Genomic DNA, 20,934 nt, shown 5'->3' with positions numbered 1-20,934 from the left:
ACGGCCGCGCCCGCCCGCGCCCCGACCGGACCCCCACTTTTGAACGTGTTCAACGAACGCGTACGCTTCTGCCATGAGCGAGCGAGCCGCCCTGCTCAAGGGCATCCGCGTGTGGCTGGTCGTCTTCGTCGTCTGCCTGGTGCTCAGCGGGGCCACCGCCTTCCCGCTGGTGCGCGAACTGCACTGGACCGAGAGCCTGTTGCGCTCGCTGTCCGTGCCCGAGCACCTTCCGGCGCTCATGGACTGGATCGAGCGGGTGCGGCGCGGCCTGGACACCGCCGACGCCGACTACCCCTTCCTCCTCTACGGCACCGACTGGCTGGCGTTCGCGCACTTGGTCATCGCGGTCGCCTTCTACGGCCCCTACCGCGATCCGGTCCGCAACGTCTGGGTCGTGGAGTTCGCGATGATCGCCTGCGTGGGCATCGTCCCGCTCGCGCTGATCTGCGGGCCGGTCCGGGGGATCCCCTTCTGGTGGTCGGTGATCGACATGTCGTTCGGCGTGTTCGGGATCGTCCCGCTGTACGCCGTACGGAAGATGATCAAGCGGTTGGAGACGCTGACGGGGTACGGGTCTCCTGCCGCCGCCGTGTGAGAGGGGCGGCTGGCGGCACCGGCGCGGGTGCCGGACAAGTGCCCGCGCGGGCCGCCGTCCACCGGGAAGGCCGGTACGCCGGTACGCCGGTACGCCTCACCCGTCGCGCAGCCCGCACAGCAGGTCGACGCGGTTCGTCGTGATCGAGTCCACGCCGAGGGCGAGCAGCCGGCGCTGCGAGCGGCGCGTGTCCGGCGTCCACACGGACACCAGGCGCCCGTCGCGGTGCACCCGGGCCACGAGGTCCCGGTCCACCAGCCCGAAACGGTAGTTCAGCCACCTGGGCCGCACCGCCTCCAGCAGTCCGGCCCGCGGCGGGGCGAGCGAGGTCCAGGTCAGGGCGATCTCGGCGGACGGGTCGGCCGCCCGCACCGCGAGCATCGCCTCGGCGCCCGCGCAGTAGTACACGCGGTCCCGCGCCCCGCACTCGCGGACCGTGCCGACGATCCGCTCCACCGCCCGCCGGCCCGGGCCGCCCGGCAGGTCGATCATCACCCGGCCGCCGTCCGTCGCCGCGAGCGCGTCCACGAGCGTGGGCACCCCGCCGCCGGTCAGGCCGCGCACCTCCGCCGCGGACAGCGCCCGCAGCGGCCGGTCGTGCGCCCACAGCCGCTTGAGCGACTCGTCGTGCAGCAGCACGGGGACGCCGTCCCGGGTCAGGCGTACGTCGATCTCGACCGCGTCCGCGCCCCGGGCGAGCGCGGAGCGGAGCGAGTCGAGGGTGTTCTCACGGAAACGGTAGGGGTCGCCGCGGTGCGCCACGGCGGTCACGGTCTGCATGCGTCCCATTGTCCCCGCTGCCCCGCCGGGGCCGGGCGCACGCCCCGGTCAGGGCGCGAGCCACCGCGCGGTGTAGGCGTCGATCTCGTCGGCGATCCGGGCCTTGCCGGCCTCGTCCAGGAAGGAGGCGTGCACCGCGTTCTTCGCCAGCTCGGCGATGCCCCGCTCGTCCAGGCCGAGGAGCCGGGCCGCCACGGCGTACTCGGAGTTGAGGTCGGTGCCGAACATCGGCGGGTCGTCGGAGTTGACGGTGACGAGCACCCCGGCCTCCACGAACTGCTTGACGGGGTGCTCCTCCAGGGTGCGCACGGCCCGGGTGGCGATGTTGGAGGTCGGGCAGACCTCCAGGGCGATCCGGTGCTCGGCCAGGTGCGCGAGCAGCTTCGGGTCCTGCGCGGAGCTGGTGCCGTGGCCGATCCGCTCGGCGCGCAGCTCGGTCAGCGCGTCCCACACGGTCCCGGGCCCGGTGGTCTCCCCGGCGTGCGGCACGGAGTGCAGTCCGGCGGCGATCGCCCGGTCGAAGTACGGCTTGAACTGGGGGCGCGGCACCCCGATCTCCGGCCCGCCGAGCCCGAACGACACCAGCCCCTCGGGCCGCAGCCGGTCGTCGGTGGCCAGCCGCGCGGTCTCCTCGGCGGAGGCCGGCCCGGCCTCGCCGGGAATGTCGAAGCACCAGCGCAGTACGGTCCCGAAGTCCGCCTCGGCCGCCTTGCGGGCGTCCTCGATCGCGTCCATGAAGGCGCGCTCGTCGATGCCGCGGCGGGTGGAGGAGTACGGCGTGATGGTCAGCTCGGCGTAGCGCACCTGCTGGCGGGCCATGTCACGGGCCACCTCGTAGGTGAGCAGGCGCACGTCCTCCGGGGTGCGGATCAGCTCGACGACGGACAGGTAGACCTGGATGAAGTGGGCGAAGTCCGTGAAGGTGAAGTAGTCGGCCAGGGCCTCGGGGGCGGTGGGCACCTTGGAGTCGGGGTGGCGGGCGGCCAGCTCGGAGACGATCCGGGGGGAGGCGGAACCGACGTGGTGCACATGCAGTTCGGCCTTGGGCAGTCCGGCGATGAAGGCGTGCGGATCGCTGAGCGCGCGCTGGTCGGTCAAGGTGTCCCTCCCCGGGAACGGCACCGCCGGCCCTCGGGCGCGGTGCGGGTGATCGGCTGATCGATGAGCAGGGCCATGGTAGGCGCACGCGGGGTGGGCGGGATGGGGCCGGGGGCGGCGCTGGAGCCGCCCCCGGGGAGGACGGCGGCCGCCGGTGCGACCCTCGGCCTGGCGGTCGAGGGTGGGGCGGGGGAGGACCCGGGGGCTGCGGAGCGCCCGGTGGGGGGGGGAAGGCCGGGCGTTGCCGGAGCGGCGGCGTCGGTTGGGGAGGAGACCAGGCGTTGCCAGGGCGCCGGGCCGGGGAGGCCGGGCGGTGTGTGCCGGCCCCGAGGGGGTGTCGGGCGCTGCCGGAGCACCGGGCCAGGGGAGGGCCGGGTGGTGTGTCGGGGCACCGGGCCAGGGGAGGGCCGGGCGGTGTGCCGGGGCACCGGGCCAGGGAAGGGCCGGGCGGTGTGCCGGGGCACCGGGCCAGGGAAGGGCCGGGCGGTGTGTCGGGGCACCGGGCCCGGGGGAGCGCCGGTCGTCGGCCGGAGCACCGGCGGCCGTGGCGGCCGTGGCGGCCGAGCGACGCCAGGGACCTGCCCGGCCGACAGAGCCCCGCCCAACCGGCGCGGCCCGCCCGGTCGACAGGGGCCTGCCCGATCGTCAACAGCCTGCCCGACCCTCAGCGGCCTGCCCGGCCGTCAGGTCCTTCGCGATCAGGCCGTAGCATGGCGGGGACGATCGACCGAGGGGGACCCGAGGACATGACGGACGGAACACGGGCGGGCGGCGACGCCGGAGCAGGGGACAACCCGTGGGCGCCGCCCGAGAGCGGCCCTTCCCTGGAGAAGCGCCCGCCGGCGCCCGAGCGGCCTGCCGTGCCGGACTCGCCGCCGTCCGTGCACGACCAGGCCACCATGGCCGCGATGCCGGCCGCCGGCTTCCCGCCGCCGGTGTTCGGCGCCCCCGCCGGCACCCCGCCCGGCGCGGTCCCGCCGCCGCCCGTCGCGCCCACCGGACCGGGGGCGCCCGCCGCCCCCGGCGGCCCCGACCCGTACGGCTATCCCGGCGAGTCCGGTCACCCCGGCCAGTCCGGCTACTCCGGTCAGTCCGGCTACCCCGGCCAGTCCGGGTACCCGGGCCCGTCCGGCTACCCGGCGTACGGCTGGGGCGGCATACCCGCCCCGCAGAACGGCCTGGGCATCGCCGCCATGGTGCTCGGCATCCTGTCCTGCTGCCTGTTCTGCCTGTACGGCGTGGTCTCGATCGTCCTCGGCATCCTCGCCGTGGTCTTCGGCATCAAGGGCCGCCGCCGGGCCGACCGGGGCGAGGCCGACAACCGCGGCCAGGCCCAGGCCGGCTTCATCACGGGCATCATCGGCATCGTGCTCGGCATCGCCACGATCATCCTGATCGCCGTCGGCATCACGGCCGCCCTCAACGAGGACCGGCGTCACTCCTCGGACCCCTACTACTACGACGACAGCCTCCGTCCGGTCGCGACGGCCCCCGTCGCCCGCTGACCGGCAGCCGGACCGCCCCCGCCGGACAGCCGGCCGGCCATCGCGCCGAGCCCGCTCCGCAACAGCCCGCGCACATGCCGCCCGCCGCGCGGAACAGGGGCATTACGATGCCTTGACTGTCAACGGAGGGGAGATCCAACCATGTCCAACACCCAGCCCGCCCCAGACGGATTCGGGCCGCCGTCCCAGCCCCCGCAGCAGCCGGCGCCGGGCTACGGCTACCCGCAGTCCGGACCGGGCTACGGCTACCCGCAGGCGACCCCCGGCTACCCGGCCGCGCCGCCGGTGGGCTACCCGCAGGCGCCGGGCTACGGCATGCCGGTGCAGCCGAGCAACGGCATGGGCACGACGGGACTGGTGCTGGGCATCATCGGCGTCGTCTGCAGCCTGACCTTCTTCCTGTGGTTCTTCGGGGTCATCCTCGGCATCCTCGGGATCATCTTCGGCGCCATCGGGCGGGGGAAGGCCAACCGGGGCGAGGCCACCAACAAGGGGGCCGCGACCGGTGGCCTGGTCTGCGGCATCATCGCCACGGTGGTGCTGCCGCTGCTGGGCATCCTGGTGTTCGCCAGCATCATGGGCGGCGCCGGCACGTTCTGACCTGCCCGGAACACCACGGGGGCCGGCCCGGCAGCCGGACCGGCCCCTGTCGGCCCCCGCCTCCCGCGCCCGGACCACCGAGCGCGACCACCCCCACCCTCAAGCCACCGCGCCCAGGCCACCGAGCGCGGACCGCCCCCGCCCCTGATCCGCCGACCGCAGCCGCTCCCGCGCCGCCATCAGCGCGAACCCCAGCAGGTTCGGGCCCCGCCAGCGCTCCGGGTCCATGGCCGCCTCGTCGTCCGCGGCCAGCCCGATGCCCCACACCCGGTCCACCGGGGACGCCTCCACCAGCACCCGCGCCCCCGTGTCCAGCAGGAACCCCCGCAGCTCGGGGTGGGCGGCGAACTTGTGCACGCCGCCCGCCACCACCAGCGCGAACCGCTCCCGCTCCCATATCTCCTCGTCGAAGCCGCGCACCAGCCGCCCCGCCTTCTTCGCCAGCGAGGGATGCCCCGCCGTCAAGGCCAGCCGCTCGGCCTCCGCGTCACCGAACAGCCGCGCCTTGCCCGCCATCATCCAGTGCTCGGCACTCGCGTACGTCACCCCGTCCACCGTGAACGGCGACGGCCACCACTGGCTCAGGCAGCTCGCGCCCACCCGGCCGTCGGGCCGCGGCCGGTGCCCCCAGAAGTGCAGGTACCTGACCTTCGCCCCCGCGCGGACCTCCCTGATCAGGGCTTCCTGTGAATCGATCGTCCCCATGCACGCGAGTGTGGCAGGCACCACTGACACTCCGTCCCGCCTTTTCCGTGCCGACTCGACACCTGGTCGACAGATTTCGTCGCGTAACCAAAAGGCAACAACGGAATCCCTTGTTGGCCCTGCGGTGCTCTGTCAGGATCGGCACTCAATTCGAGCTGGAGCTACGCCAGCCGCCCCCGTGGACAGCGGGGCGACGGCGGAGGAGAGCGACATGCACAACCCGGGCACCGCCACCCCGGAACGATTCCCCGCACAGGACCGTTTCGCCGAGGGCGCGCAGTTCATCGCCGGACGTCTCACCAAGGGCACCTCCGGCCGCACCCATGCCGTGATCGACCCGGCCACCGGCGAAGAGGTCCTCACCTACGAGCTGGCCGGCCCCGCGGACGTGGACGCGGCGGTCGCCGCGGCGCGCGCGGCCTTCCCCGGCTGGGCGGGCGCCACCCCCGGTGAGCGGTCGGACGCGCTGCACCGCTTCGCCGCGGTGCTCGCCGAGCGCGCCGAGGACTTCGCCCGCGCCGAGTCCCTGCAGTGCGGCAAGCCGCTCAAGCTGACCCGCGAGTTCGACGTACCGGGCACCGTCGACAACACCGCGTTCTTCGCGGGCGCCGCCCGCCATCTCCAGGGCCAGTCGGCCGGCGAGTACTCCGGCGACCACACCTCCTACGTACGCCGTGAGCCGATCGGCGTGATCGGCTCCATCGCGCCCTGGAACTACCCCCTTCAGATGGCCGCCTGGAAGATCCTCCCGGCGATCGCCGCGGGCAACACCGTCGTCCTCAAGCCGGCCGAGCTGACCCCGCTGACCTCGCTGATGTTCGCCCAGGCCGCCACGGACGCGGGCCTGCCGGACGGTGTGATCAACATCGTCACCGGCACCGGCAAGGAGGCCGGCGAACATCTCGTCGGCCACCCCGACGTGGCCATGACCTCCTTCACCGGCTCCACGGGCGTCGGCAGGCGCGTCGCCGAGGTCGCCACCGCCACCGTCAAGCGGCTCCACCTGGAGCTGGGCGGCAAGGCGCCGTTCGTCGTCTTCGACGACGCCGACGTGGAGGCCGCGGCCAACGGCGCCGTCGCGGGCGCCCTCATCAACACCGGCCAGGACTGCACGGCCGCCACCCGCGCGTATGTGCAGCGCCCGCTGTACGAGGAGTTCGTCGCGCGGACGGCCGCCCTCATGGAGACCGTCCGGCTCGGTGACCCCTTCGCCCCCGGCACCGACCTCGGCCCGCTGATCTCGCACGTCCAGCGCGACCGCGTCGCCGCCTTCGTGGACCGGGCGCGCGGCTACGCCCGCGTGGTCACCGGCGGGGAGGCGCCCCAGGACGAGCTGGCGAAGGGCGCGTACTACCGCCCCACCCTGATCGCGGACGCCGCGCAGGACAGCGAGATCGTCCAGTCGGAGATCTTCGGCCCGGTCCTGGTGGTGCTGCCCTTCGACACCGACGACGAGGGCATCGCGCTGGCCAACGACACCCCCTACGGCCTGGCCGCCTCCGCCTGGAGCCGGGACGTCTACCGGGCCAACCGGGCCACCCGGGAGATCCAGGCCGGCTGCGTGTGGGTCAACGACCACATCCCGATCATCAGCGAGATGCCGCACGGCGGTTACAAGTCCTCCGGCTTCGGCAAGGACATGTCTGCCTACTCGTTCGAGGAGTACACGCAGATCAAGCACGTCATGTTCGACAACACCGCGGTGGTCCGCAAGGACTGGCACCGCACTGTCTTCGGGGACCGATAGCCGCACACTCCAGGCCCGTGAGCGGGCCGGACCTCCGGAAAGGCACCACGCCCATGGAGCAGTACGAGCCCGACCGCCCGGCACCGGCCCAGGCGGCCCCCGCGCGGCGCGGTCCCGGGAGCGGCAGGGCCGCCCCCACCCGCCGTTCGCTGCTGCGCGCCGGCGCGGGCACCACGCTCGCCCTCGGCGGCCTCGGGACGCTGGCCGGCTGCGGCATCCCCGCGGCCGGGCGGACGCAGGACGACACCGCGGCCGAGGACCACTCGGCGCGGGAGAAGACGGTGAACTTCTCCAACTGGCCCGAGTACATCGACGTCGACGGCAGCGGCAAGCGCCACCCCACGCTGGAGGCGTTCACCCGGCGGACCGGCATCAAGGTCACGTACACCGAGGACATCAACGACAACGACGAGTTCTTCGGCAAGATCAAGCCGCAGCTCGCGGCCGGCCAGGACACCGGCCGGGACCTGATCGTCCTCACCGACTGGCTGGCCGCGCGGGTCATCCGGCTCGGCTGGGCGCAGAAACTGGACCCGGCCAACCTGCCGCACGCCTTCGCCAACCTCGCCGAGCAGTTCCGTTCCCCCGAATGGGACCCGGGGCACGCCTACTCCTACCCCTGGCAGGGCGTCTCCGTCGTCATCGCCTACAACAAGAAGGCACTGGACGGCGTCCAGGTGAAGTCGGTCTCCGACCTGCTGGACAACCCGAGGCTCAAGGGGCGGGTCGGCTTCCTCACCGAGATGCGCGACAGCATGGGCATGACCCTGCTGGACATGGGCAAGGACCCGGGGAAGTTCACCGCCGACGACTTCGACGCGGGGATCGCCCGCATCCAGAAGGCCGTCGACAAGGGCCAGATCCGCCGCTTCACCGGCAACGACTACACCTCCGACCTCACCAAGGGCGACCTGGCCGCCTGCCTCGCCTGGGGCGGCGACGTCGTCCAGCTCAAGGCGGACAACCCCGACGTCGACTACCTCATCCCGGACGCCGGCTACATCACGGGCACCGACTGCATGCTGATCCCCGCCAAGGCCCGGCACAAGACCGACGCCGAGCGGCTGATCGACTTCTACTACGAGCCCGAACAGGCCGCCGCGCTCGCCGCCTACACCAACTACGTGTCTCCGGTGGACGGCGTACGGCCCTACCTTGCGAAGATCGACAAGTCGGTGGCGGAGAACCCGCTGATCCTGCCCGACAAGGCCACGGCCGCCAAGTCCCACGCCTTCCGCCTGCTGAGCGAGAAGGAAGAGACGGCCTTTGAAGAGAAGTACGCGAAGCTCACAGGGGCGTGACGATGAAGACCACAGCAGACGCGACGGACCACAGCGGTGACGTCCGCCTCTCGCAGATCAGCAAGCGCTACGGCGCTTTCACGGCCGTACAGCCGCTCGACCTGACCGTGCCGCAGGGCTCCTTCTTCGCCCTGCTCGGCGCCTCCGGCTGCGGCAAGACCACCACCCTGCGCATGATCGCCGGCCTGGAGGAGCCCACCTCGGGCACCGTCCACCTCGGCGACCAGGACGTGACCCGCCTGCCGCCGTACAAGCGGCCGGTGAACACGGTCTTCCAGTCCTACGCCCTCTTCCCGCACCTGGACATCTTCGAGAACGTCGCCTTCGGGCTGCGCCGGCGCGGTGTCAGGAGCGTGAAGAAGCAGGTCGAGGAGATGCTTGAGCTGGTCCAGCTCGGCGAGCAGGCCCGCAAGAAGCCGCACCAGCTCTCCGGCGGCCAGCAGCAGCGCGTCGCCGTGGCCCGCGCGCTGATCAACCACCCCAAGGTGCTGCTGCTCGACGAACCGCTGGGCGCCCTGGACCTGAAGCTGCGCCGCCAGATGCAGCTGGAGCTCAAGCGCATCCAGACCGAGGTCGGCATCACCTTCGTGCACGTCACGCACGACCAGGAGGAGGCCATGACCATGGCCGACACGGTCGCCGTGATGAACGCCGGCCGGGTCGAGCAGCTCGGCTCGCCCACCGACCTCTACGAGAACCCGCGCACCACCTTCGTCGCCAACTTCCTCGGCACCTCCAACTTCATCGAGGCCGAGGTGGACTCCCGCGACGGCGAGGAGATCGTCCTGAAGGCGGGCGGCGGCAAGCTGTCGCTGCCCCGGGAGCGATGTTCGGCCCCGGCCCCGGCCGGCGGCAAGGTGCTGGCCGGCGTCCGCCCGGAGAAGATCTCCCTCACCCACGCCGACGACGCCGGCGAGATCCCCGAGGGCCGCAACCGCATCACCGGCAGGATCGCCGACTCCAGTTTCATCGGCGTCTGCACGCAGTACGTCATCGACAGCCCGGTCTGCTCCGGCTTCGAGGTCTACGCCCAGAACATCGACCGCGACCCCCGCCTGACGCCCGGCGCCGAGGTCGTCCTGCACTGGAACCCGGCCCACACCTTCGGTCTTGACGCCACCCAGGACATCGGTGCCGGTGTCGGCTCCGTCGAGGAGGACGCCGCCTGATGTCCGCCGCCACCGAGGCGCCGCCGCCGCTCGCGCCCACCGCACCCGCCACGAAGCCGCCGCGCAGGCGGGGCCGCCTCACCCCGTACTGGCTGCTGCTGCCCGGCATCCTCTGGCTCGTCGTCTTCTTCGCGCTGCCGCTGGTCTACCAGGCGTCCACCTCCGTGCAGACCGGCTCCCTGGAGCACGGCTACAAGGTCACCTGGCACTTCGCGACCTACTGGGACGCGCTGTCGGAGTACTGGCCGCAGTTCCTGCGCTCGGTCCTGTACGCGGCCGCCGCCACCGTCCTGTGCCTGCTGCTCGGCTACCCGCTCGCCTACCTGATCGCGTTCCGCGCGGGCCGCTGGCGCAACCTGATCATGATCCTGGTGATCGCGCCGTTCTTCACCAGCTTCCTGATCCGCACCCTGGCCTGGAAGACGATCCTCGCCGACGGCGGCCCGGTCGTCGGGGCGCTGGGCACGCTGCACGTCCTCGACGTCACCAACTGGCTCGGCTGGACCTCCGGCGACCGGGTCCTGGCCACCCCGCTCGCGGTGGTGTGCGGACTGACGTACAACTTCCTGCCGTTCATGATCCTTCCGCTGTACACCTCGCTGGAGCGGATCGACGGGCGGCTGCACGAGGCCGCCGGCGACCTGTACGCCCGGCCCTTCACCACCTTCCGCAAGGTCACCTTCCCGCTGTCCATGCCCGGCGTGGTCTCCGGCACCCTGCTGACCTTCATCCCGGCGGCCGGCGACTACGTCAACGCCGACCTGCTCGGCTCCACCGACACCCGCATGGTCGGCAATGTCATCCAGACCCAGTTCCTGCGCGTCCTGGACTATCCGACGGCCGCCGCCCTCTCCTTCATCCTCATGGCCGCGATTCTCGTCATGGTCACCGTCTACATCCGCCGGTCCGGGACGGAGGATCTCGTCTAAATGCCCCTCGTCACCTGGCTCAAGCGCCATCTCGTCGTCATCGCAGGACTGCTCACGCTCGGCTATCTGCTGCTGCCGAACGTCGTCGTCACAGTGTTCTCCTTCAACAAGCCGAAGGGACGCTTCAATTACGAGTGGCAGCAGTTCTCCACCGACGCGTGGAAGGACCCGTGCGGTGTCGCCGGAATGTGCGGCTCGCTCTCCCTCAGCCTCCAGATCGCCGTGTGGGCCACCCTCGGCGCCACCGTCCTCGGCACGCTGATCGCCTTCGCGCTGGTCCGCTACCGCTTCCGCGGCCGCCCCGCCGTGAACTCGCTGATCTTCCTGCCGATGGCGATGCCCGAGGTCGTCATGGCCGCCTCGCTGCTCACCCTGTTCCTCAACATGGGCGCCCAGCTCGGCTTCTGGACGATCCTCATCGCCCACATCATGTTCTGCCTCAGCTTCGTCGTCACCGCCGTCAAGGCGCGCGTGATGTCGATGGACCCGAGGCTGGAACAGGCCGCGCAGGACCTCTACGCCGGCCCGTTCCAGACCTTCGTCCGGGTCACCCTGCCCATTGCGGCCCCTGGAATCGCCGCGGGCGCGCTGCTCGCCTTCGCGCTCTCCTTCGACGATTTCATCATCACCAATTTCAACGCGGGCTCGACCGTCACCTTCCCCATGTTCGTCTGGGGATCGGCACAGCGCGGCACACCCGTTCAGATCAATGTCATCGGCACGGCCATGTTCCTCATCGCCGTACTGTTCGTCCTGGTCTCCATGGCCATCGGAAATCGCCGTACCAAGCAAAAGGCATGACCCGCATATAACTCTGTAGGGAGTTGAAATCATGGCCCCGAGCGCCATGACCCGCTGGACCGCATCACTCTCCGAGGCCCAGCCGGCCCCGTACTGGCTGGACGACCCCGGCCGCCCCCGCCCCGAGCCCGCCCTCACCGGCGCGGAGAGCTGCGACCTGCTGGTCGTCGGCGGCGGCTACAGCGGACTGTGGACCGCGCTGATCGCCAAGGAGCGCGACCCAGCCACCGACGTGGTGCTGGTGGAGGGCCGCGAGGCGGGCTGGGCCGCCTCCGGCCGCAACGGCGGATTCTGCGCCGCCTCCCTCACCCACGGCCTCTCCAACGGCCTCGCCCGCTGGCCCGGGGAGATCCACAAGCTGGAGGAGCTGGGCGCCCGCAATCTCGACGCCATCGAGGAGACGGTCGCCCGCCACTCCATCGACTGCGAGTTCGAACGCACCGGCGAGATCGACGTCGCCACCGAGCCCTACCAGGCGTGGGAACTGAAGGACTGGTACGCGGAGCTGGAGCGGAAGGGCCTGGCCGAGGGCATCGAGTTCCTCGACCGGGACGCGGTGCGCGAACAGGTCGCCTCGCCCACCTTCGAGGCCGGGCTCTGGGACCGCCGGGGCGTCGCCATGCTGCACCCGGCCAAGCTCGCCTGGGGCCTCAAGCGGGCGTGCCGGGAACTCGGCGTGCGTGTCTACGAGAACACCCCGGCGCTCACCCTCAAGCCGTACGGCGCCGGCATGGCCGTACGCACCCCCTACGGCCGGGTCCGCGCCCGCCAGGTCGCCCTGGGCACCAACATCTTCCCCAGCCTGGTCAAGCGGGTCCGCGCCTACACCGTCCCGGTCTACGACTACGCGATGATGACCGAGCCGCTCACCTCCGGGCAGCTCGCCGCCATCGGCTGGAAGAACCGCCAGGGCCTCGGCGACTCCGCCAACCAGTTCCACTACTTCCGGCTCTCCGCCGACCACCGGATCCTGTGGGGCGGCTACGACGCGGTCTACCCCTACGGCGGCCGGGTGCGCGCCGAGTACGACGACCGCCCCGAGACGTACGCCAAGCTCGCCGGGCACTTCTTCACCTGCTTCCCGCAGCTGGAGGGGGTGCGCTTCACCCACACCTGGGGCGGCGCGATCGACACCTGCTCGCGCTTCTCCGCGTTCTTCGGCACCGCCCACCAGGGGAAGGTGGCCTACGCGGCCGGGTACACCGGCCTGGGCGTCGGCGCCACCCGCTTCGGCGCCGACGTGATGCTCGACCTGCTCTCCGGGGAGCGCACCGAGCGCACCGCACTGGAGATGGTCCGCAGGAAGCCGCTGCCGTTCCCGCCCGAGCCGCTGGCCTGGACCGGTATCGCGCTCACCAAGTGGTCGCTGGCCCGCGCCGACGCGCACGGCGGCCGGCGCAACCTGTGGCTGCGCGCGATGGACCGGATGGGGCTGGGTTTCGACAGCTGAGGCGGCTGCTGCCGGGCGGGGCCGGTGAGGCGTACCCGCGGCGCCGGCTGTGACCCGGTTCACTCCGAACAGCCACCGGAACCCGCGTAATGCCCGCGGGGGACCTCCCTCTTGCTTCCCGTGGACGCGACGACCCGCGTCCCCGACGAAGAGGGAGGTCCCCTGATGACGGGTAACAGGACGGCGGTCGAGTGGCTGGCATCGGTCGCGCCGGACCCGCGGGCCTGCCGCAAGCAGTGGGAGCGCAATCCGCGCGCGGTCGCCCTGCTGCCCGCGGGCCGGGCGTGGGACGTGCTGATCCTGCCCGGCGCGCTCGGCTACCCGACGCTGGACGTGCTGTGCCGGATCCTCGATCAGGTCGGCCCGGTGCTGGCCGACTTCGGCGACGGGCGCCTCGGGTTCTTCGTGCCGGCGGGCACGGCGGCGCGCTGGCTGGGCACCGGGGTGCGCGGCGCCGGGGACGGCACCTGGATCGTGGTGCCGTACCCGGGCCGGACCGCGGGCTCCGTGCGCTGGCTGATCCCGCCGGACGGCTCGGGCACCCTCACCGATCCGGCGCTGCTGGAACTGGCGATGCACGAGGCGGCGGCGGGCCTGGCCACGGAGGGCGATCGCTGACCCCCGGGCCGCCGAGCCGTGTCACAGGTCTTGACAACCCTATTGGTCTGGACCAAATTGAGCGCGCTCCACCCTCCAAACTCCCCCTGCCCGGAGGTACTTGTGGACCGCGACAGACCAAGACCCGCCACCCGCCGCCTGCTCGCCCTGCTCGCCGCCGGTCTGCTGGCCGTGCCCGGCGTCACCGCGCTCTCGTCGGCCGCCCGTGCGGCCGACGCCGACCTCACGCGCAACGGCGGTTTCGAATCCCGCCTGGACGGCTGGACCTGCGCCCCCACCGCCAAGACGGTGACCAGCCCCGTCCACGGCGGCACGGCCGCACTGCAGGCCACCCCGGCAGGCAGCGACAACGCCCAGTGCGCCCAGACGGTGTCCGTCCGGCCGAACTCCCAGTACACGCTGACCGGTTACGTCCGCGGCGCGTACGTCTACCTCGGCGCGAGCGGCACCGGCACCACCGACACGTACGCCTGGACCCAGTCCGCCGCCGACTGGCAGCAGCTCACCACCACCTTCCGCACCGGCGCGCAGACCGGCAAGGTCACTGTCTACACGCACGGCTGGTACGGCACCGGCGCGTACTACGCCGACGACATCTCCCTCACCGGCCCCGCCGGTACGCCCCAGCAGCCGCCCGCCGCGCCCACCGGCCTGAGGACCGGCACGGTCACCTCCACCGGCGTGGCCCTGTCCTGGCCGGCGGTGAGCGGTGCGACGGGCTACGCGGTCTACCGCGACGGTGCGAAGGTCCAGACGGTGACCGGCACCACGGCGACGGTCACCGGGCTGACGCCCGCCACGGCGTACAGCTTCCAGGTCACCGCCGTGAACGACGCCGGCGAGTCGCCGAGGTCCGCGGCCGTCACCGCGACCACGGCGGCGGACCCGGGCGGGGGCGGCGACCCCGGCGGCTCCACGACCCTGCCCCCGCACGCCCTGGTCGGCTATCTGCACGCCAGTTTCGCCAACGGCTCCGGCTACACCCGCATGGCCGACGTCCCCGCGAGCTGGGACGTCATCGACCTGGCCTTCGGCGAGCCGACCTCGCCCACCTCCGGCGACATCCGCTTCAACCGCTGCTCCGTCACCGACTGCCCGAGCGTGGAGAGCGACGCCGACTTCAAGGCGGCCATCAAGGCCGAGCAGGCGGCCGGCAAGAAGGTGCTGATCTCCATCGGCGGCCAGAACGGCCAGGTCCAGCTGACCACGACGGCCGCCCGGGACACCTTCGTCTCCTCCGTCTCGAAGATCATCGACCAGTACGGCCTGGACGGCCTCGACATCGACTTCGAGGGCCACTCCCTGTCCCTGGACACCGGCGACACCGACTTCAGGAACCCGACCACCCCGGTGATCGTCAACCTGATCTCGGCGCTGAGGACCCTCAAGGCCGAGTACGGTGACAAGTTCGTCCTGACCATGGCCCCGGAGACGTTCTTCGTGCAGCTGGGCTACCAGTACTACGGCACCGGCAAGTGGGGCGGCCAGGACCCGCGCTGCGGCGCCTACCTGCCGGTGATCTACGCCCTGCGCGACGACCTGACCCTGCTGCACGTCCAGGACTACAACTCCGGCCCGATCATGGGCCTGGACAACCAGTACCACTCCATGGGCGGCGCGGACTTCCACATCGCCATGACGGACATGCTCCTGACGGGCTTCCCGGTGGCCGGCGACACCACGCACATGTTCCCGCCGCTGCGCCCCGACCAGATCGCCATCGGCATGCCGGCCTCCACCCAGGCGGGCAACGGCTATGTGGCCCCCGCCGAGGTCACCAAGACCCTGGACTGCCTGACGAAGAAGAGCAACTGCGGCTCGTACACCACCCACGGCACCTGGCCCGCCCTGCGCGGCCTGATGACCTGGTCCATCAACTGGGACCGCTTCGCTGGTGGGCAGTTCCAGCAGACGTTCGACTCCTACTTCGGCTGACGCCCCGCACCACGGCCACCAGCAGCGACAGCAGCACGGCCCCCAGACACCAGCTGGCCACCACGTCCAGCGGCCAGTGGTAGCCGCGCCGCACCAGCCCGTAGGACACCGCCGTCACCAGGACGGCGCCCCCGGCGACCACCGCCCGCCGGGCCGGCGCCGTCCGCACCCACGGCAGCACCACCAGCACCGCCGCCCCGTAGGCGACCACCGCCGTGGCCGTGTGCCCCGACGGAAAGTACCCGCCCCCGGGCGGCACGGCGGCGGTCCCCGCCCGGTCCACCCACTCCTTGAGCGGCACGACGACCGCGGGCAGCACCACCATCACCCCGGCCCCACCGACCGGCGCCACCCACCACCTGACGACCCTCTCCCGGCACCCCCGCCACGCCACATACACCAGCACCACCACCAGCACCGGCACAGCGACCTGCACATTCCCCAGATCGGACAGCACCTCGGAGAACCGGTCGGGGTGCAGCAGAGCGTGACTGGCCGACCGGTCGACCCGGAGGAGAGGACCGTGGTCGCGGACCTGCCAGGTGAGGAGCGCGAACATCACACCCGGAAGCGCCATCCCCAGCACCGCGAGGGCCGGCAGGCCACCACTTTCCTTCCGCACGGCGCACAGTCTCGCAGTTCCCGGGGGCACGTCGGGAACCGACCCGGACCCGGACCCGGCCCTGGCCGGGCATCGGATGCGGCTTGCTCGGCGTGTCGCGGGTCACGTAAGTTCACCCGCGGTCATCCGGCTTTGACGGGCTGCAGCTGTTCGGGGGAAAAATGGGCTGGTACGCGGATGTTCTCAAGAAGTACTTCCGGTTCTCCGGGCGTGCGCGGCGCGCTGAGTACTGGATGTTCGGTCTGCTCAACCTCGTGATCTGCGTCGCGCTGCTCGTCGTCGGCCGAGCCACCGGGTTCGGTTATCCGGTGGCCCTGTTCGTGCTGGCGATTCTCCCGCCCTCCCTCGCCCTGGGAGCGCGGCGGCTGCATGACACGGGGCGCTCCGGGTGGTGGCTGCTCATCGGCCTGGTCCCGGTCATCGGCGCCGTCGTGCTGCTGGGCTTCGCCGCCATGGAGGGTGAGCCGGGCGACAACGCCTACGGCGGGAGTCCCAAGTACGTGCCGAAGCACCTCTGACACGCCGAAGGACCGGCGCGGAGGGGGGGTTCCGCGTCGGTCCTTCGGTACGGCCGTCCATGCGATTGCGGCCGTGGTGACCGGAATGCCGCGCGCCCCGGGGGGTTTGGGGCGGGCGACCGTCCGATCGGTGAGGAGATCCGGAGCCCGGGGGCCCCGGTGGTGTGCGCGAGGCACGGACCAGGTCGAAGCTGGGGAGGCCACGGCCTGATACCGCCCACAGTCCCCTGTGAGCGGGGTGTATCTCTCATCTGGGGAAGACGCTACGGCAGCCGAGGGGCGCAGGACAGACCGTTCGGCGTCCTGCCATCCTCCCCCCACACCTTCTTCACACGGTCTGCCGCAGCACGCGCCGCCGGGGCGGCCACGCCGCTCAGAGGCGCGCGAACGCCTGCTCGACGAGGTCGAGGCCCTCGTTCAGCAGGTCCTCGCCGATGACCAGCGGGGGCAGGAAGCGCACCACGTTGCCGTAGGTGCCGCAGGTCAGGATCAGCAGGCCCTCGGCGTGGCACGCCTTGGCGAGCGCCGCGGTGGCCTCCGGGTTCGGCTCCTTGGTGGCACGGTCCTTGACCAGCTCGATGGCGATCATCGCGCCCCGGCCGCGGACGTCGCCGATGATGTCGAACTTCTCGGCCATGGCGCCCAGGCGGGCCTTCATGACCTCCTCGATCCGCCGGGCCTTCCCGTTGAGGTCCAGCTCCTTCATCGTCTCGATCGCCCCGAGCGCACCCGCGCAGGCGACCGGGTTGCCGCCGTAGGTGCCGCCCAGGCCACCCGCGTGCGCGGCGTCCATGATCTCGGCGCGGCCGGTGACGGCGGCCAGCGGCAGGCCGCCGGCGATGCCCTTGGCCGTCGTGATCAGGTCGGGCACGATGCCCTCGTCCTCGCAGGCGAACCACTGGCCGGTGCGGCAGAAGCCGGACTGGATCTCGTCGGCGACGAAGACGATGCCGTGGTCGGCGGCGAACTGGCGCACGGCCGGCAGGAAGCCCTTGGCCGGCTCGATGAAACCGCCCTCACCGAGCACCGGCTCGATGATGATCGCGGCCACGTTCTCCGCGCCGACCTGCTTGCTGATCTGGTCGATGGCCTGCTTGGCGGCCTCCGGGCCCGCGTTCTCCGGGCCGGTCGGCCAGCGGTAGCCGTAGGCCACCGGCACGCGGTACACCTCGGGCGCGAACGGACCGAAGCCGTGCTTGTACGGCATGTTCTTCGCGGTCAGCGCCATGGTGAGGTTCGTACGGCCGTGGTAGCCGTGGTCGAAGACGACGACGGCCGGGCGCTTCGTGTACGCGCGGGCGATCTTCACCGCGTTCTCGACGGCCTCGGCACCGCTGTTGAACAGCGCCGACTTCTTCTCGTGGTCACCCGGCGTCAGCTCGGCCAGCGCCTCGGCGACGGCCACGTAGCTCTCGTACGGGGTGACCATGAAACAGGTGTGGGTGAAGTCGGCGAGCTGCGCGGAGGCGCGGCGTACGACGGCCTCGGCGGACGCGCCGACGCTGGTCACGGCGATACCGGAACCGAAGTCGATGATGCGGTTGCCGTCGACGTCCTCGATGATGCCGCCGCCGGCGCGGGTGACGAAGACCGGCAGCGTCGAGCCCACACCCTGCGCGACCGCGGCGGTACGGCGGGCCTGCAGCTCCTGCGACTTCGGGCCGGGGATGGCGGTGACGACGCGGCGCTCCTGCTCAAGTGCGGTCATGGGGGCTCCCTGGAGAGATCTTGCGTGCGGGGGGCTTGGACGAGGACGGCGTTTTTATGGACGCTTTTCCTTCTTTTCTCGCAGGTTAGGACGGCAGAAGGGGGGTGGGCATGCTCCATGTGGGCGTTGTCGGCACTCGCCGTTGTCCGCGATGGATATAGAAGGGGTGCGGGCCCCGCGGCGCGGTGCGCGGCCACGGGACGGGCGGTTCACCGCACGGTCGGTGAACTCCCTTGGCACGGGCGCTAGATTGACTCGCTGATGGTGGACGGAACCGTGGACGCAACGGCTGGTCAGGGGGCAGGGCAGATGGACGACGGGACGCAGGACGCCCGGAGCGCGCAGCCACGGCACGCGAACCCGGTGCCGCGCCCGGCGGTACCGCGGGACACCCCCGCGCCGCCGCCCCGGCCCGCGCACCCCCCGACCGCGCCGTACGGCGCCCAGCCGCCCCCCGTGCTCCCGCCCCAGCACGCCCCCCGGCCCGCCGTGACCGAGTGGCTCGACACCCCCCGCCCGGCCGCCGCGCCCGGTGTCTGGCGCTTCGGCCACCGGCCGCCCAAGGGCGCCGACACCCCCGGCCGGCTGCCCTCCATCACCGTCGTCGGCCTGCTGATCCCGCTGGTCGTGGCCCTGCTCGTGTGGTCGCTGTGGCGGCAGGGCGCCGTGCCGTACGAGGGCGCGCCGCTCAAGCTGTTCACCCCGGACGACTGGTGGTGGGGCGGCACCGTCTCCCCCAAGGGGATGGAGGGCCGCGAGGCCCGGGTGGTCTACGACGGCCTGTTCTTCGCCGTGCTCGTCTACGCCGTCGGACGGCTGGGCGGCTGGCCCGAGGTGGTACGGCACTTCGTCGGCGGCCGCCCGCAGCCCAGCCGCGCCCTGTTCGCGGCGATCGGCGCCCTCGGTGCGCTCAGCCTCGTCTTCCCGGGCGCCTTCCCGGGCGTGGGCTGGGACCCGCTGCCGGTCGTCGCCCCGGTGTTCTCCCTGGTCGTCCTGGTCTCCGGCGGCTACGACCTGTTCGTCTCCCAGCTGTTCACCGACAGCCTGTACGCGCTGATCACCGCCCTGGTGGTGTGGCCGTTCGCCCGGGTCGGCGGCTGGTGGGCGTACGCGAAGGAGCTGGCCGACCGCCGCCGCGCCGCCGCCGGCCCGGCCACCGCCCCGCCCGCGGCCGACACCCCGCGCTCGCACTGGCCCGAGCTGCGCCAGGCGGGCCAGTACCAGGCCGCCGACCTGCTGACCGGCGAGGTGGCCGGCGGCCGGATGAACGACGTCGACTGCGCCCGCGTCGAGCGGGCCTGGGGCGAGGCCCGGCGCGAGGGGCGCCTGGCCGCCTTCACCGACACCGTGCTGCGGCAGGGCGCCGCCGCCTGGGTCCACCCCTCCGGCGACCGCGACCTGCCCGGCCGCACCGCCCGGCACGACCTGCTGGCCGGCCAGGTCCGGCTGGGCCGGTGGGCACCGGGGGAGCGGGCGCCGCGCGCCTACCACGGCGCCGGCGCGGCCCTCGGCCCCGAGCAGCTCGGCACCTCGCTGCTGCTGGTCGGACCGCCCGGCTCCGGCAAGACCCGGCATGTCGTCGAACCCGTCACCGAGGCGCTCGCCCTCCAGGCGCTGACCGGCCGGTGCGCGGTCGTCGCCGTCTGCGCCGCCGGTACGCCGCTGGGCCGGGACGGCGCGTACGACGTGGTGGTCCGGATCGGCGACCCGGCCTCCGCGCACGACCTCGACCCGTACGCGGAGTCCGAGGACCCCGACGAGGCCGCCGCCTTCCTCGCCGAGGCCCTGGCCGGAGACCTCGACACGGTCGGCAACCAGAGCGCCGCCACCGCGCTCGCCCAGCTCCTCGGCCCCTACCGGGCGGTGCACGGCCACTTCCCGCCGCTGCCGGTGCTGCGCGAACTGCTGGAGGGCGACCCGGGGGCGCTGGCCGCGCTGCGGGCGGGACTCGCGGGCGACGCGCACACCGTGATGCGCCGCGAACTGGACGCCCGGCTGCGGCAGGCCGGCGGCGCCGCCGACGCGGGCCCGGCCCTCGCCGACCGGCTCGCCCTGCTCGACCGGCCCGTCTTCGCCGACTTCTTCGGCAGCGCCGCCACCGGCGGCCATCCCTTCTCCCTGCGCGCCGTCGCCCACCACCCGCTGCGGGTCCGCGTCGACCTGCCCGAACGCGGACACGAGGAGGCGTCCCGGCTGATCACCCGGCTGATCCTGGCCCAGTTCCACACCGTCGTACGCGACACCCGGCGCCCCCACTTCACCTGCCTGGTCCTGGACGACGCCACCGGCACCGTCACCACCGAGTCGGTACGCCGTATCCAGCGGCTGCGCGCCCAGAACGCCGGGGTCGTCCTCGCGCTGCGCGCCATCGCGGACGTGCCCGAGGCGCTGCACGGGCCGCTGCTGGGCGCCGTCGGCTGCCGGATGGCGCTGTCCGGGGTGACCACCTGGGACGGCAGCCGGTTCGCGCACGCCTGGGGCACCGAATGGGTGGAGACCACCGAGGTGGCCAAGCACACCGTCTTCGCGGACCAGCCGATGACCCGGGCCCTCCACGCCCTGCGCAAACTGGTCACCGGCAAGGCCGTCACCACCGACGCGGTCACCACCCGGCAGGTCGAACGGGAGCGCTGGTCCGCCTCCCAGCTGGCCCACGAGCTGCCGCCCGGGCACGCGGTGCTGTCGCTGACCGGCGTGGACGGCGGGCACGCGCCGCCGCTCCTGGTGGACCTGCGGGGCTGAGGCGGCCCGGCGCGGGGGCGGGCGGGGTTCGGGTCTCGCGCGGATCCTCCAGTGAGGCAGAATCGGCAGTGGACGTTCATACGCGACGGCCAAAACAGCACCTCGTCCACC

The 20,934-nt window shown here is 72.4% G+C and carries 18 protein-coding genes and 1 pseudogene; 13 read left to right on the top strand and 6 right to left on the bottom strand.

Going from position 1 to position 20,934, the window contains the following annotated elements:
• Window positions 1-73 precede the first annotated feature (73 nt).
• Window positions 74-595, top strand: a complete 522-nt coding sequence (locus tag ABZ858_RS32680; RefSeq protein ID WP_361386968.1) for a hypothetical protein — start codon at window positions 74-76, stop codon at window positions 593-595.
• Between the two features lie 96 nt (window positions 596-691).
• Here ABZ858_RS32680 and ABZ858_RS32675 read toward each other — a convergent pair whose 3' ends face one another.
• Together ABZ858_RS32675 and ABZ858_RS32670 are read right to left on the bottom strand one after the other, a co-directional pair.
• Window positions 692-1,375 (bottom strand): glycerophosphodiester phosphodiesterase, encoded by a 684-nt coding sequence (locus tag ABZ858_RS32675; RefSeq protein ID WP_361386965.1) that lies wholly within the window; start codon window positions 1,373-1,375, stop codon window positions 692-694.
• A 48-nt stretch (window positions 1,376-1,423) separates the two neighbouring features.
• On the bottom strand, window positions 1,424-2,473 hold the full coding sequence (locus tag ABZ858_RS32670) for an adenosine deaminase (RefSeq protein ID WP_361386962.1): 1,050 nt from the start codon (window positions 2,471-2,473) through the stop codon (window positions 1,424-1,426).
• 746 nt (window positions 2,474-3,219) lie between these two features.
• On the opposite strand from ABZ858_RS32670, the gene ABZ858_RS32665 reads away from it, so the two are divergent.
• Complete coding sequence (locus tag ABZ858_RS32665; protein ID WP_361386959.1) at window positions 3,220-3,978, top strand: DUF4190 domain-containing protein; 759 nt, start codon at window positions 3,220-3,222, stop codon at window positions 3,976-3,978.
• Window positions 3,979-4,119: 141 nt separating this feature from the next.
• Window positions 4,120-4,578: a DUF4190 domain-containing protein gene (locus tag ABZ858_RS32660; RefSeq protein ID WP_361386956.1), complete on the top strand. Its 459-nt coding sequence runs from the start codon at window positions 4,120-4,122 to the stop codon at window positions 4,576-4,578.
• Between the two features lie 99 nt (window positions 4,579-4,677).
• Here the strand turns inward: ABZ858_RS32660 and ABZ858_RS32655 are convergent, their stop codons facing one another.
• Window positions 4,678-5,283, bottom strand: coding sequence for an NADAR family protein (locus ABZ858_RS32655; RefSeq protein WP_361386952.1), 606 nt, complete (start codon window positions 5,281-5,283; stop codon window positions 4,678-4,680).
• 211 nt (window positions 5,284-5,494) lie between these two features.
• Here ABZ858_RS32655 and ABZ858_RS32650 point away from each other — a divergent pair, with 211 nt between their 5' ends.
• The 8 genes from ABZ858_RS32650 (at window position 5,495) to ABZ858_RS32615 (ending at window position 15,233) form a co-directional block, all read left to right on the top strand.
• Window positions 5,495-7,030, top strand: a complete 1,536-nt coding sequence (locus ABZ858_RS32650) for a gamma-aminobutyraldehyde dehydrogenase (protein ID WP_361386949.1) — start codon at window positions 5,495-5,497, stop codon at window positions 7,028-7,030.
• 53 nt (window positions 7,031-7,083) lie between these two features.
• Window positions 7,084-8,331, top strand: a complete 1,248-nt coding sequence (locus ABZ858_RS32645; RefSeq protein WP_361386946.1) for a spermidine/putrescine ABC transporter substrate-binding protein — start codon at window positions 7,084-7,086, stop codon at window positions 8,329-8,331.
• A gap of 2 nt (window positions 8,332-8,333) precedes the next feature.
• The gene (locus ABZ858_RS32640) at window positions 8,334-9,500 is read left to right on the top strand and encodes an ABC transporter ATP-binding protein (protein ID WP_361386943.1); all 1,167 of its coding nucleotides are present in this window, start codon (window positions 8,334-8,336) and stop codon (window positions 9,498-9,500) included.
• Window positions 9,500-10,429, top strand: a complete 930-nt coding sequence (locus tag ABZ858_RS32635; RefSeq protein ID WP_361386940.1) for an ABC transporter permease — start codon at window positions 9,500-9,502, stop codon at window positions 10,427-10,429. The genes ABZ858_RS32640 and ABZ858_RS32635 overlap by 1 nt, the downstream gene beginning before the upstream one ends.
• Entirely contained in the window at window positions 10,430-11,230 is an 801-nt protein-coding gene (locus ABZ858_RS32630) for an ABC transporter permease (RefSeq protein WP_361386937.1), read from the top strand.
• A gap of 31 nt (window positions 11,231-11,261) precedes the next feature.
• Window positions 11,262-12,680 carry an FAD-dependent oxidoreductase gene (locus ABZ858_RS32625; RefSeq protein WP_361386934.1) on the top strand — a complete coding sequence of 473 codons (1,419 nt, stop codon included), beginning with the start codon at window positions 11,262-11,264 and terminating at the stop codon, window positions 12,678-12,680.
• 165 nt (window positions 12,681-12,845) lie between these two features.
• On the top strand, window positions 12,846-13,298 hold the full coding sequence (locus ABZ858_RS32620) for a hypothetical protein (protein ID WP_361386931.1): 453 nt from the start codon (window positions 12,846-12,848) through the stop codon (window positions 13,296-13,298).
• 102 nt (window positions 13,299-13,400) lie between these two features.
• The gene (locus ABZ858_RS32615) at window positions 13,401-15,233 is read left to right on the top strand and encodes a glycosyl hydrolase family 18 protein (RefSeq protein WP_361386928.1); all 1,833 of its coding nucleotides are present in this window, start codon (window positions 13,401-13,403) and stop codon (window positions 15,231-15,233) included.
• On the opposite strand, the gene ABZ858_RS32610 is transcribed toward ABZ858_RS32615, so the two are convergent.
• Window positions 15,172-15,810, bottom strand: coding sequence for a phosphatase PAP2 family protein (locus tag ABZ858_RS32610; protein WP_361387140.1), 639 nt, complete (start codon window positions 15,808-15,810; stop codon window positions 15,172-15,174). The genes ABZ858_RS32615 and ABZ858_RS32610 overlap by 62 nt on opposite strands.
• A gap of 206 nt (window positions 15,811-16,016) precedes the next feature.
• Here ABZ858_RS32610 and ABZ858_RS32605 point away from each other — a divergent pair, with 206 nt between their 5' ends.
• A complete protein-coding gene (locus ABZ858_RS32605; protein WP_361386925.1) occupies window positions 16,017-16,373 on the top strand; it encodes a DUF805 domain-containing protein in 357 nt (118 codons plus the stop codon).
• Between the two features lie 82 nt (window positions 16,374-16,455).
• Here ABZ858_RS32605 and ABZ858_RS32600 read toward each other — a convergent pair.
• Together ABZ858_RS32600 and gabT are read right to left on the bottom strand one after the other, a co-directional pair.
• Window positions 16,456-16,624 (bottom strand): annotated as a pseudogene (locus tag ABZ858_RS32600) (phosphoesterase); the annotation flags it as partial.
• A gap of 122 nt (window positions 16,625-16,746) precedes the next feature.
• Window positions 16,747-18,081: a 4-aminobutyrate--2-oxoglutarate transaminase gene (gene gabT / locus ABZ858_RS32595; RefSeq protein WP_361386922.1), complete on the bottom strand. Its 1,335-nt coding sequence runs from the start codon at window positions 18,079-18,081 to the stop codon at window positions 16,747-16,749.
• 309 nt (window positions 18,082-18,390) lie between these two features.
• Here gabT and ABZ858_RS32590 point away from each other — a divergent pair, with 309 nt between their 5' ends.
• Window positions 18,391-20,823, top strand: coding sequence for an ATP/GTP-binding protein (locus ABZ858_RS32590; RefSeq protein WP_361386919.1), 2,433 nt, complete (start codon window positions 18,391-18,393; stop codon window positions 20,821-20,823).
• Window positions 20,824-20,934 lie beyond the last annotated feature (111 nt).

The sequence above is a fragment of the Streptomyces sp. NPDC047017 genome (assembly GCF_040644175.1).
GTDB lineage: Bacteria > Actinomycetota > Actinomycetes > Streptomycetales > Streptomycetaceae > Streptomyces.
The sequence above is the reverse complement of the archived record's forward strand: the minus strand, read 5'-3'. Positions and strand labels throughout refer to the sequence as shown.